This is a genomic window from Cryobacterium sp. TMT2-15-1 (assembly GCF_004402345.1).
GTDB classification, from domain to species: Bacteria; Actinomycetota; Actinomycetes; order Actinomycetales; family Microbacteriaceae; genus Cryobacterium; species Cryobacterium sandaracinum.
Window position 1 is genome coordinate 27,064 of the sequence record NZ_SOGD01000022.1, and the last position, 13,196, is coordinate 40,259.

General features: G+C 66.8%; 10 protein-coding genes. All 10 read left to right on the plus strand.

Translation table 11 applies throughout. The annotated features are described in order from the left end of the window. Positions 1-48 precede the first annotated feature (48 nt). Positions 49-1,089: a phosphate ABC transporter permease subunit PstC gene (pstC, locus tag E3O62_RS04875; RefSeq protein ID WP_134397732.1), complete on the plus strand. Its 1,041-nt coding sequence runs from the start codon at positions 49-51 to the stop codon at positions 1,087-1,089. Next, the gene (gene pstA / locus E3O62_RS04880) at positions 1,089-2,429 is read left to right on the plus strand and encodes a phosphate ABC transporter permease PstA (RefSeq protein WP_134397733.1); all 1,341 of its coding nucleotides are present in this window, start codon (positions 1,089-1,091) and stop codon (positions 2,427-2,429) included. The genes pstC and pstA overlap by 1 nt, the downstream gene beginning before the upstream one ends. After that, positions 2,426-4,078: a phosphate ABC transporter substrate-binding protein PstS gene (gene pstS, locus E3O62_RS04885; RefSeq protein ID WP_241973328.1), complete on the plus strand. Its 1,653-nt coding sequence runs from the start codon at positions 2,426-2,428 to the stop codon at positions 4,076-4,078. Before pstA ends, pstS begins: the two co-directional genes overlap by 4 nt. 83 nt (positions 4,079-4,161) lie before the next feature. Beyond that, the gene (locus E3O62_RS04890; RefSeq protein WP_134397734.1) at positions 4,162-6,651 is read left to right on the plus strand and encodes a hypothetical protein; all 2,490 of its coding nucleotides are present in this window, start codon (positions 4,162-4,164) and stop codon (positions 6,649-6,651) included. A gap of 102 nt (positions 6,652-6,753) precedes the next feature. After that, the gene (locus tag E3O62_RS04895) at positions 6,754-7,896 is read left to right on the plus strand and encodes a hypothetical protein (protein ID WP_134397735.1); all 1,143 of its coding nucleotides are present in this window, start codon (positions 6,754-6,756) and stop codon (positions 7,894-7,896) included. Positions 7,897-7,963: 67 nt separating this feature from the next. Further along, a complete protein-coding gene (locus tag E3O62_RS04900) occupies positions 7,964-9,028 on the plus strand; it encodes a hypothetical protein (RefSeq protein ID WP_134397736.1) in 1,065 nt (354 codons plus the stop codon). 107 nt (positions 9,029-9,135) lie between these two features. After that, positions 9,136-10,230 carry a WxL protein peptidoglycan domain-containing protein gene (locus E3O62_RS04905; RefSeq protein WP_134397737.1) on the plus strand — a complete coding sequence of 365 codons (1,095 nt, stop codon included), beginning with the start codon at positions 9,136-9,138 and terminating at the stop codon, positions 10,228-10,230. 45 nt (positions 10,231-10,275) lie between these two features. Next, positions 10,276-11,094 carry a hypothetical protein gene (locus E3O62_RS04910; protein ID WP_134397738.1) on the plus strand — a complete coding sequence of 273 codons (819 nt, stop codon included), beginning with the start codon at positions 10,276-10,278 and terminating at the stop codon, positions 11,092-11,094. A 158-nt stretch (positions 11,095-11,252) separates the two neighbouring features. Next, positions 11,253-12,131, plus strand: a complete 879-nt coding sequence (locus E3O62_RS04915; RefSeq protein ID WP_134397739.1) for a sortase — start codon at positions 11,253-11,255, stop codon at positions 12,129-12,131. Between the two features lie 220 nt (positions 12,132-12,351). Then, positions 12,352-13,164: a phosphate ABC transporter ATP-binding protein gene (locus tag E3O62_RS04920; protein WP_198413762.1), complete on the plus strand. Its 813-nt coding sequence runs from the start codon at positions 12,352-12,354 to the stop codon at positions 13,162-13,164. Positions 13,165-13,196 lie beyond the last annotated feature (32 nt).

Here is a 13,196-nt window from a genome sequence, read left to right on the forward strand (position 1 = left end):
ACCGCCGCGTTCGTTCCGCTCCCCACACCCGAATGTGCAAGGACACCCATGTCGTTTTCGTCCCTTTTCGACGCGCCTGCGGTCGAGCCGCCAACGATCGATCCGGCGAACCCGGACTCGTCCCCGCGCCGTTCCCTGGCAGCACGTCCTTCGGTCTCGGATTCGGTGTTCCGTTCGGTGGCCTTCCTCGCCGGCTGCATAACCGTGGCGATCATGCTCGCCGTGGGCGTGTTCCTGTCGTTGCGGGCCTCGGAGGCCCTCGGGGTCGCCGGCTTCAGCTTCCTGGTCGAGCAGGACTGGTCACCGGAGTCGCAGAAATTCGGCATCGCATCCGTCTTGTTCGGCACCATCACGATCGCGGTGATCGCGATGTGCGTCGCCGTGCCGCTCGCCCTCGGCACGGCCCTGCTCATCTCCGAGGTCGCCCAGGGCCGGATGCGCTCCACGCTCGTCACGCTCGTCGACCTGATGGCCGCCGTGCCAAGTGTGGTCTTCGGCCTCTGGGGTGTCTTCTTCCTGCAGGCCAACGTGATCCCGGTCGCCACCTGGATCTCCACCTACTTCGGCTGGATCCCGTTCTTCCGGGTCGAGGACATCACCGGCCAGACCCTGACCGAGGCGAGCGCCTTCACCTCCTCGGCGTTCATCGCCGGCATCGTGGTGGGCCTCATGGTGGTGCCCACCCAGACCTCGGTGATGCGCGAGGCCTTCTCCCAGGCTCCGATCGGCGAACGCGAGGCCGCGTTCGCCCTCGGGTCGACGCGGTGGGGCATGATCCGTGCGGTCGTGCTGCCCTTCGGTCGCGGCGGCATCATCGGCGGCACCATGCTCGGCCTCGGCCGAGCCCTCGGTGAGACCATCGCCGTCTACATGATCATTTCCCCGATCTTCACAATCAACTGGGAGGTGCTGAAGACCGGCACCAACTCCGTCTCCGCACTCATCGCCCTCCGCTACGGCGAGTCCAGCTCGTTCGGCCTCTCCGCGCTGATGGCAGCCGGGCTTGTCCTGTTCCTGATCACCCTCGTGATCAACTTCACGGCCTCGTCGATCGTGGCACGGTCCCGATCCGGGGCAGAGAGCGACTGATGACGATCCTCCTCGAACCCACCGGAACGGTCACCCCCGAACCGACACCGACGGCCCCGGCGCACACCACCACGATCCCGTCCCCCGGGGGCACCCCGATCGGCCCGCGACGCCGGGTGCGCGGCGCCCGCCTCGACGACCGGTTCAATGTGCTCGGCGCCGCCTCCGCAGGCATCGCCGTCGCTGTGCTGCTGTTCGGTTGGTTCAGTCCGCTCTCCGGCGGCGTCGGCTGGCTGCTCGTGGCCTTCATCGCCTTCATCGGCTTCTACGCCCTGCTCGTGAGCTTCGCCAGCGACTGGCAGGAGGTCAAGGACCGGGTGATGGGGGTGTTGCTCGCCAGTGCCGGGGTGGTGCTGTTCGGCGCGCTGGTCTTCGTGGTGGCGTTTACGCTGGTGCGCGGCCAGGAGGCCCTGCCGCACCTGAACTTCTTCACGCAGAGCATGGAGCTCGCCGGCCCGCTGGACGGCCTCGAGGTCGGTGGAATCGTGCACGCGATCCTGGGCACGCTGATGCAGATCTCGATGGCCCTCGCCATCACGATCCCGCTCGGAATCCTGACGGCGCTCTTCCTCAACGAGGTCGGCGGCAAGTTCGCCCGCTTCGTGCGCACGATTTCGGATGCGATGACGGCCCTGCCCTCCATCGTCGCCGGACTCTTCGTCTATTCCGCGATCATCGTGTTGATCACCCATCAGCGCTCGGGCTTCGCTGCGGCGATGGCCATCACCGTCATGATGCTGCCCATCGTCATCCGGGCCTCCGACATCGTGCTGCGGCTTGTGCCCGGCAACCTGCGCGAGGCTGCCTACGCCCTCGGGTCGACCCGGTGGCGCACGGTGTGGCACGTCGTTCTGCCGACGGCCCGGCCCGGTCTGGCCACGGCCGTGATCCTCGGTACGGCTCGCGGAATCGGCGAGACCAGTCCGGTGCTGCTCACATCCGGGGTGACCGCCGTCGTCAACTGGAACCCGTTCGAGGGTCCGATGATCTCTCTGCCGCTGCAGGTCTTCGACTTCGTCAAGTCCCCCGAGCCGAACATGATCGCCCGCGGCTTCGGCTCCGCTGCCGTCTTGATCCTGCTGGTGCTCGCACTCTTCGCGATCGCCCGCCTGATCGGGGGTATGGGTCCCGGCCAGCTGGGCCGCCGGCAGCAGGAACGGGTCGTCGCGGCATCCGCTCGCGACCTTCAGCGCATCACCCTTCAGGGCGACCGCCGAGTCCTGCTCGACGCCTCGGCCGCGCAGGACGACCACCGGCCACCGCCATCCGCGCCACCGCCATCCGCGCCTACGCCATCCGCCCCACCGGCAGACCCCAACCCGAAGGAGACGTCCTCGTGACGCGCCAGCCCCGGCGGATTCGTGCAATCCGCGCCCTGTTCGCCCTCACCGTCGTGCTGGTCAGCGTGCTCGGCACCGTGCCTGCCCAGGCCGTGAGCTACGACCCGATCACCGGCACCGGCTCGACCTGGTCGCAGAACGCCCTCGACCAGTGGCGCAAGAACGTGGCCTCGAACTATGGCATGACCGTCAACTACTCGGGCGTCGGCTCGTCGGCCGGCCGGCGTGACTTCGTCGCCGGCAACGTCGACTTCGCCGTCAGCGAGATCCCGTTCCAGACCCGGCCGGAGGACAACTCGGCCCCCGAGGTGCCGTCCCGCGGCTACGCGTACATGCCGATTGTGGCCGGCGGCTCCTCGTTCATGTACAACCTCAAGATCGGCGGGGTGCGGGTCTCCAACCTGCGCCTCAGCGGTGAGGTGATCACCAAGATCTTCACGGGCGTCATCACCAAGTGGAACGACCCGGCGATCCAGACCGACAACCCCGGCCTGGCGATGCCCGACAAGGGCATCGTGCCGGTCGTGCGCTCCGACGGCTCCGGGTCGACCGCCCAGTTCACCCTCTGGATGTCCAAGCAGCACCCTGACCTGTGGAGCGCCTTCTGCGCCAAGGCCGGCCGCACCTCCTGCGGTCTCACCTCCCAGTACCCGACTTACGGCAACGCCAAGGCACAGAGCGGCTCCTCCGGCGTGGCCGGTTATGTGAGCCAGGACTACGGCGAAGGCGCGATCACCTACGTCGAGTACTCCTACGCCCTCGAAGCCGGATTCCCGGTGGCCAAGGTGCTCAATGCGGCCGGCTACTACGTCGAACCCACCGCCGACTCGGTCGCGGTGGCCTTGCTCAAGGCGCAGATCAAGACGGATGTCCCCGTCACCAGCCCCGACTACCTCACCCAGATCCTCGACGGCGTCTACAACAACGCCGACGCGCGCAGCTACCCGTTGTCGAGCTACTCCTACATGATCGTTCCGACCGCGGTCGGCGGTGTCTTCACGGAGAAGAAGGGCCTCACCCTGGGGGCCTTCGCAAACTACATGCTCTGCGAGGGGCAGCAGCAGGCGGAGGCTCTCGGGTACTCGCCGCTGCCGATGAACCTCGTGCTGGCCGGGTTCGACCAGATCAAGCGGGTGCCCGGCGCGGATGTCTCCGGCGTGGACATCAACAAGTGCAACAACCCGACGTTCAAGCCCGGCGATTCGCCCTCGAGTAACCAGCTGGCCGTGACGGCCGCGCAGCCCGCCGAGTGTGACAAAGTCGGCACCAGCCAGTGCACGACCGGCACCGCCGGCGCGCCGGGCGATACTCCGAGCTCCGGTACGGGCACCGGCGGCACCGCCGCGGGCGGCGCGGGCGGGACGGCAGCGGTGGATGCGGCCGCTGCGGCGGCGGCCGGGCCCGCGGATGCTGTGGCTGCCGTCTACGACGAGAACGGCGCCCTGGTCTCGGGCGGCCCCGCCGGAGGCGCCGGGTCCGGTCTCGTGGGCACCGCCGTGGCGTCGACGTTCACCCTGGCCGACACCGGTTGGGGCGTCCAACAGTCCATCATGCTCGTCGCTGGAATCCTCCTCATCGGGGCGGCCGTGCTGCCGCCGGTGCTCTGGCGGCGGCTGAAACCCCTCGCCGCGAAAGTAGGACTGAAATGACGCGCCGGATTTTTAGCACCGATTCGATCTGGGCGCGAGCGGGCGCCAGCGGAATCGTCGTCGGGTTGGTCGTGGGGATCGGGGTGTCCGTGCTCGGCTCGTTCACGCCGTCGCCAGCGTCCGCCGACACCTCGAGCGGGGTCACGGTCGCGTCCAAGGATTACGACCTCGACATTACGACTGCGCCGTTCCCGGACCTCAAGGTGACTGTCTCGCAGACCAGGAATCTGGTCTCCCAAGGGATCGTGGTCAGCTGGACCGGGGGAAAGGAGTCGACGAAGCCGATCTCGGGCTCAATCGGTGGAGAGAATTTCTTGCAGATCGCGCAGTGCTGGGGAGAAGACCCTGCCCATCCAGGCCACCCTGACCGAACGACCTGCCAGTACGGAGCCTCCCGCTCCGAGGGAACGACTCGAAACTCTTCCGGAGAGAATGCGGACGTTGCTTCGCAAGACGCCGAGTACACCGTGCCTCGAACGGGTGTCTTCACCCCGGCATACACGTCGATTCCGTTCAAGGGAGTCGACGGAACTCTGATCACTGACATTGTGAAGAACGCGTCGGGCGCCACCACACGCACGCCTGAGATCGATGTGAACACCAACCAGTTCTTCACCCAGCTCACAACGAATGAGACCAAGTGGGCAGGGTCCGGACCTGCAGGAACGGGGTCCGTGCCGTTCGAGATCCAAACCGCCATGCAGTCGCCTGGCCTGGGTTGCGGTGCACCGAACACCCTGGTTACTCCGGTTGCCGGGCAGTCCTGCTGGCTGGTGGTCATTCCTCGCGGCACGGGCGACTCAGGATCATCGACAATCACCCAATCGGGACTGCTCTGGGACTCGTGGCAGCACCACGTAGCCATCAAGCTCGATTTTGAGCCCATCGGGATACGATGTGCGATCGGGGCCGCGGAACGACAGCTTTCCGGCAGCGAATTGGTGAGCGGGGCCATCTCGTCCTGGCAGCCCAAGTTGTGCACCGGCCCGACAGGGTCGGCTTTCGTCCTGAGCACCGGAAATGAGGCGGAGGCCGTCACCGGTGCGTCTCGGACGGAACCGAGCCCGCTCGCATTCACTTCACGGCCGCTTGAGACCGACGAACAGGATCCGGTCCAGTACGCCCCGGTTGCCATCGCAGGCCTCGCAGTCTCATTCGCAATCGATCGCAAGGTTTCGCCGGTCGGCGTGGTCCCTGACGAGTACGGGGCGAGCAATGGGTTACCTTTCGGCTCTCTCAACCTCACGCCGCGACTCATCGCTAAATTGCTCACCCAGTCGTACTTCGAGGCGCTTCCGCCGGGAGACAGATCTCATGTTGGATTCGTCAGCTTCGACAGCCCGGGAAAAAATGCTCGCACCCTCGTGCAGGATCCGGACTTCCTCGACGTCAACGATGAGGAGTGGGCCTACCAACTCATGGTGTCACCGTCGTTGGGAGACCTGTTGCTGCCGTCGGGACGCTCCGATCTCGCAGTTCAATTATGGCGCTATGTCCTGTCGGACGACGATGCGCGGGCCTTTCTGGATGGTCAGGCAGACCCTTGGGGGATGGTCGTCAACCCTTGGTATTCAACAAATGCGTCGGTGAACCCGACCGGAACAGGCCTCGCCGTGCCGCGCGAGTCACTCCCCAAGGCTGATCCGATTGAGAAACCTGATACGACGGTGACCGATCCGGCGAACGGCACAGGTGCCGTCAATCTCGTCACCTGGCGGCCCTATACGGCGGATTTTGAAAGCGGCGCCTACCAGACGTTGCGAGGTGACGGCCTCCTGCTTGGAACCTGGGACAAATTCTCGACCCCTCCGAAATACGGCAAGACAGCGCGAGAACTCATCGGCAGTCGAGGAGTTCTGGCTCTCACCACGACTCCTGCGGCGAATCGTTACCAGACCATAACCGCGTCGTTGCGTAATCCAGCCGGCAAGTTCGTGGCACCGAACGAAATAAGCCTTCTCGCCGCCGCCGCCGCCATGACGCCGGCTGGAACGCAGTCTCGGGTGCTCGAGTTCGATCCCGCCGGCCCGACCGCCGCTGCGGCTCCGACCGCATACGCCCTGACAATGCCCGTCTACGCCGCCATCAATCCACTCCAAACCGACTCGACGCAGCGCGCCGTCTATGCCAACCTGATCCGGTTTGCAGTCCAAAACGGGCAGACCCCCGGCACCGACGTCGGTCAGTTGCCGCCGGGATACGCGCCGCTGCCGCCGAGTTGGGTTGCCCAAGCGCTGGCAGCGGCCGCTGCGATAGAAAGCGGGATCAGCCCTCGTGCGCAAACCATCCCAGCACCCTCCACGTCGGAACTGACTCCACCATCCGCCCCCGCCTCGAGGGTTCAGTCGTACGCAAAGCCGACATTGCCCGAACCGGGTTTGGCACCGACAGCGACTGGCACGCCAGCGGACCCACTGGCCACCGGGATTTCTGCTGCCCCGCTCCTGGGCAGGCCGACTCCGACAGACCCAGATGTGGGCCCGCTGTCGGCCGCCGTCCCCGCCGGACTGCTGTCAGGTCTCTTGGCGGCTGGGATGGTTCCCCTTTACTCGCGCGCCAGACGCAAGGCCTGACGCGCTACGGCTTGGCGAGGTTTCGGGGGCACTCCGGGACCGCGTCGGGAAAGTCGAGTCCACCTGGGCTCGCCTCTTGTGCAGTACACCGAAAGGCATCACATGATCTCGAAAAAGGCAATTGCGATCTGCGCAATCGTCGGTGTTTCCGTTTCCGGCATCGTCATGGCGGCGCCGGCGAACGCTGAACCTGTGTCCAACAGCTACGCAATCGTCGGTTCAGATACGCTCCAGGACGTCGTGAACGCGGCCGTCAACGGCACGACGGTCAGCGGTTCGAACGTCCGGTCGCTGGCCAATGGGACGGCAGTCGGCTCCTTCGACGCGACGGGCGGAGTGCTGATCCAGACCAAGCCTGCTGGCGCTCGTTTCGGGCGTCCCAACGGCTCGGGCGACGGGGTCAAGGCACTAAGCCGGTCTCTTGATGGTGCCGCTTACACGTCCGCGACTCCCGGATCGCCCGCAGCGATCATCACCGGTCAGGTCGACATCGCGCGAAGCTCCTCGGGCCCGGGCAGCTCCGCGAACACGAACGGCCTGCTCGCCTACGTGCCGTTCGGTCGCGACGCGCTCACGTACGCCCACAGCGGCACAAACACGGGATTCGACAACCTCGACCTTGCCACGCTGACCGGCATCTTCAACTGCTCCATCACAGCCGTCAATGGCGTTTCGGTGACGGCTGTCATTCCTCAGGCTGGTTCCGGGACGCGTGAATCTTGGCTGTCCAAGCTCTCCCTGACGAGCGCGTACTCGACTGCCAACCCCAGCTGTGTCAAGGTCGGTCAGGAACACGACACCATAGCCCTCGCCGATGGCTCACCCTTCCCGGACAACGCGATCACTGCGATGTCCGCCGCCCAGTGGGTCGCCCAGAACACCGGCGCCGGCATCAACCGGATCGGAACGGCAACCAACAGGGTCGGGATGCTCAACCCGGCCAAGGTCGGCACGCCCATCGCCGGCACGAACGCCGTGACCGGAACCAATGCCGCAATGACTCCAAACTCGGCCTTTTACAGCAACGCCACCTGGGGACGGGACACCTATCTCGTCGTCGAGTACGCGCGCATTGAGGCGGGTAACCCGAAGTTCGATGCCACCCTGGCGAACCTGCTCGACCCGAGCAAGGCCAGCAGCCTTACCAACACCGGCACATTCGCCTCCACCACGGGAGCAGCGAAGAAGAAGTTCGGCTTCCTCGCCCCGAGCAGCACCACCCCCCTCCGCTCGAACCTGCGCTAGTTCCGCTTCGTCGCATCTCAATCGGTCCTTCACGTCACCCTAAACGCGTCAAGAAAAGGATTAACTCATGAAGCTCAACACGAAGACTCGCACTCTCGCGGTCGGGACGCTGTCCATCGCCCTGCTGGCTGGCTCGGGAGTGGCCGCGGCCTCCGCCGTGGTCCAGGCCAACGGATCCGCCGGGGCTGTCTACATGTACGACGCCGCAGACGGAAGCGCCTTGGACGCCCCCGGATACTCCTACGGGTGGGACGATCAGGTCGTCGGCTCACCCGATGGGGTAGACCCGATGGTCGACTTCTCCTGCCCCGTGGGCACCACGAACGTCTACACCTTCGCCACCACACCGGGCACGGAGCTCGGGGGAACGAACGGCTGGAAGGCATTCTCGCCCAATTCCCTGACCGCAACGGGTGGGGTTCTTCTGCCGAACACCACTCCGTCCGGCCAGATCAACGGGACAGGTCCTGCGATCAAGGCTGCCGGAGGCACCTACTCGCTCGGGTTCGCCTGCACCATTAATAACGGTGTGACTACTGTGGCCGCATACTACCGTACCGCGACCATCACCGCGGGGACGGGTGCGTACACGCTCAGCCGCAATGACGCCACCGTCGTTGTCCCGCCCGTCGTACCTGGACCGCAGAACGGCACCGTCGCTCTCGCTCCCACCACGACTGGCGCCGTCAACGGCGTGCTCGCGCTGACGGTCCCGGCCGGCGCCGCGGCGTCGTTTGGCACCCCGTCACTCGTGAACAACAAGTCGACCACGACCGGCACCCTCGGCAACATCACGGTCAACGATGGCCGGGTACTCACGAGCGAAGGCTGGAACCTCAGCGCGACCGTCGCGGACTTCAAGAACAGTACGGATGCGACGAACATCATCAGCAAGTCCCAGCTCGGCGTCGCGCCGAAGCTGGTCGTTGCCGGCACGTCCGCGACCGGCGTCACCGCCGCCGCGGTCCAGGTGGCCGGTGCGGCATCCGGGACGTACAACTTTGCCTCCGGCTCGGCAGCGAACACGGTCGGCGACAGCGTTCTCAACGCAGACCTGACCTTCGTCGCTCCTCAGGACAAGGCCGCCGGCACCTACACCTCGACGATGACCCTCACGGTCGTCTCGAAGTAGGAGCAGGCACCAGCTGAACAACGGGGGAGGAACGGCGTTCGCGCCGGTCCTCCCCTTCCTCTCACACTGTTTTCCGCCAACGCAGCATCCGCAGAAAGACCGCAGAAATGAGTACGCCGATCGTGACCCTCCGCACCGCCGCCCCCCGCCTCCTGTCTGTCACCGCCGGCGTGTTGGTCACCCTGGGATTGACCGTCAGTCTCGGCGTCTCAGGGGCCTCCGGCGCCTGGGCGGCCGACTCCGACGGCATCGCCGGCGCGCCCTCCGCCGGCGGCGGCGTCGACCAGTCCCGGTCCCGGTTCAGCTACCAAGTCGAACCCGGCCAGACGCTCCAGGACGAATACCTGGTCGAGAACACCGGCACCACCGTGCAGGCCGTCACCGTCTACGCCACCGACGCCTTCAACGCCGACGACGGCAGCTTCGCGCTCCTCGAGGGAGCCGCGCCCCCCGCGGACGCCGGAACCTGGATCGCTTTCGACAACGGGACCAACAGGATCCAGGTCACGCTCGACCCCGGCGCCCGGCAGGTGCTGCCGTTCACCGTGACGGTCCCGGCCGATGCCACGCCCGGGGACCACGCCGGCGGCGTCATCGTCTCGGCCCTCTCCCCGGCCGGACAGGTCACGGTCGACCGGCGCGTCGGCATCCGCCTGTATGTGCGCGTCAAGGGCCCGCTGCAGCCCGGCCTGACGATCAGCAGCATCGAATCGTCCTACCAGCCGAGTGTCAACCCGTTCTCGGGCGAGACCACCCTGAAAATGAGCCTGACCAACAACGGGAACGTGTCGCTCGGTGCCGACACCGTCTCGCAGGTGCGCGGCTTGTTCGGGATTCCGCTCTCCGGGCTGGTCGATCAGGAGATCTCCGAGATGCTGCCCGGCAGCTCCCGCACGGTCAGCATTGTGATTCCCGGCGTGGGCGCCTGGGTCTACCTGAACCCGCACGTGTCGCTGGCCGCGACCGTCGACGAGGACGCCCTCGCCGCGGGAGTGCTTCCGACCGGCGCGCGCAACAGCGACCTCTTCGTGGTGCCGTGGGCGTTTCTCCTTCTGGTGCTGGTCGGGGGAGGGACCTGGCTGATCGTGCGGTTCAGCCGCAAGCGCGACGCCACGCAGGCCGCCGCCTGGATCGAATACACGGAGGCCGAGGCGCGCCGCAAGGCGCGGGATGAAGCCCCGGCCGAGTTTGCCTCTCGTTAGCTTTCCCGTCAGATCATCGAAACCTTGGACGTGCTAACTAAACCGGTGCTTACCTCCCCTGCCGTGCGCCGGCTTCCGATCGTGGCTCTCATCGCTCTCCTCGCGATGACGGGCATGGTCGGTGTCGCCCTGGGCGCTGCTGCCCCCAGTGCCGTCGCCCGAAGCGCGACTGCCCCCAGTGCCACGTCGGCGACGGATGATCCGCGCGGCGTCGATCTGTCCGTCACGGTGCTCGGACCGACCGGATCCTCGTCACCGGCGTCACCGGCGGGGCCCGGCGCCACGCCCCGCACGACGGCGCCGCAGCCGGCGAAACCAGCCTCGGTGCGCGGAGTCACCCAAACGACTGCAGCAGGGTCGGCCGCGGGGACCCACGCGCTCGGAATCGACCCCACGGCCGTGGGCGGCGTCCTCTATGTCAGCGGCGTCACCGCGTTGCCGAAGCCGGACTTCGGCCCCGGCGGGGGCGACATCGTGCTGGCCTTCACCCTGAAGAATGTCACGACCACCCCGGTCACGTCGAGTCTCAAATTCTGGATCACGAACGCTGTCGGCATGCAGTTGGCCGCAGTCGACGCCGTCGAGGTCACCGACCTTTCACCAGGGGAGACCCGCACGGTCACGGCCACCCTGCCCGACGTCGGCCAGTGGACTTTGTTCACCGGTCACGTCACCTTGACGCCACCGACCGAGGTTCTCGGAACGGCGCTGGGACCGGTGTCCCGGGAGTCCCTCGTCGTCATCCCGCCCTACTTCCTCCTGCTTGTGTTCACGGCCGCCGGCGCATTGACTCTGGGCTCGCGGAAGCTGCCCGTCGTGCGTCGTGCTCGCAACCCGGCAATCGGCGATGGGATGGCGTCGTGACCATCGCAAAGCCGACGCGCCGGTTCAGGGCACCCGGTACGGTCCGCCCGCCCGGCCGTCCCGGCCGTGCGGAATCCAGTCGGCGGTCCGGACCGCCGCGGCCTCCGACGGAGCCCGGAGCACCCAAGCCGCCGAAAATCCCCAGGCCACCCCGACGGATGCCGACGCCCCCGCGACCGCCGGTCGACCTCAGCTCGCGTGATCAGGCCATCCGTTCGACCCTGACGATCCTGGCCGTGCTGATCCTCGGTCTGCTGGCCAACATCACGGTGCTCGGTCAGCTGCAACACGTCGTCAGCCAGCAGCGGCTCACCAACACGTTCCGGTACGAACTCGCCGAGGGAACCGCTCCGGTCAGCGAGGGCACGGTCGACAAGGTCCTGCTCACGGCGGGCACGCCCGTCGCACTGATCGACATTCCGTCCATCGATGTGCACGAGATCGTGGTCGAGGGCACCGACTCCGGCACCCTGCGGGCCGGGCCGGGCCACCGCCGCGACAGCGTTCTCCCGGGGCAGGCCGGGTACAGCGTCATCATGGGCCGGGCCGCAGCCTTCGGCGGACCGTTCAGCCGACTCCAGGAGTTGCGCCCCGGGCAGGAATTCACCGTCATTACCGGCCAGGGCGAACACACGTACTCCGTGCTCGGCGTTCGCTACGCCGGCGATCCGACGCCGCCCGCGCTCGGAGCCGGCAAGAGCCGCCTGGTGCTCGAGACCGCGCGCGGCCCGGCCTTCGTGCCCACCGGCGTCGCCAGAGTGGATGCGGAACTCGTCTCGGAAGCGAAGCCCGCTGGCCCCCGCCAGACCACCTATCTGACCCTGCCGCTTGCCGACAAGGAACTGGCCACGGACACGTCGACCGTGTGGGCGCTCGTCTTCGCGCTGCAGTTCCTGCTCGTGATCGAGCTCGCCGCAGTCTGGGCATTCAGACGGGTCGGCCCCCGCAAGACCTGGGCCGTGTTCCTTCCCGTGGTCACCGTTGGTGGGGTCTTCGTGGCCGACCAGCTCGTGCGCCTGCTCCCGAATCTGCTCTAGCAACCCGAAACGAGTGGTTATGAACGAGAACGTGTACGACGACGAGTTGACGCAGGTGCTTCCGGCTGTGCCGCTCTTTCCCGCAACAACGCCACCACCACGATCGGGGCAGCGCGACCGGAAGCTGCGCCTGCCTGCCCGGTCGGTGTCGAACCGGCGCAGCCGTTTGGGCGGATCGGGCTCGCCGTGGTCAAAACGCCCGGCCGGCCCAGATCTGGTCATCGACGCGCCCTCGCATCAACCGAGCGCGCGCGCCCCTCTCGCCACGCTCGAGGGCCGCAACGTTTCGGCCTGGTTCGGCGAGCGCCAGGTTCTCGACCGGGTCAACCTCGTGATGCCCGCGGGCGTCATCACCTCGCTGATCGGGCCGTCGGGTTGCGGGAAGTCGACGTTTCTGCGCATCCTGAACCGGATGCACGAGCTCGTTCCCTCGGCGAGCCTCGCCGGCCAGGTATTGCTCGAGGGCGAAGACATTTACGACCCGGAACGCAAGCTCGTCGACGCTCGCAAACACATCGGGATGGTCTTCCAGAAGCCCAATCCCTTCCCGGCGATGTCGATCTACGACAACGTGATCGCGGGCCTCACTCTCACCGGCCAGCGTGCGTCGAACGACGAGAAGGACTACCTCGTCGAGAGCTGCCTGACCAAGGCCGGTCTGTGGAAGGAGGTCCGGGACCGTCTGCGCGCCCCGGGTGGCGGGCTGTCCGGCGGCCAGCAGCAACGCCTGTGCATCGCCCGATCCCTGGCGGTGACTCCGCGCATCCTGCTCATGGACGAACCGTGCTCGGCCCTCGACCCTACGTCGACGCGGGTGATCGAGGAGACCATGCTCGAACTCGCCCGGGAGGTGACCATCGTGATCGTGACCCACAACATGCAGCAGGCGCAGCGCGTCTCGCAGAACTGCGCCTTCTTCCTCGCCGCGCAGGGTACGCCCGGCGGGATCGTGGAACACGGACCCACCGACGCCATGTTCGGCAACCCGATCGACCCGCGCACGGCGGACTACGTTAACGGCCGGTTCGGGTAGACGGTGCGGTCGGCGCTGGCGCTGTTTCGGCC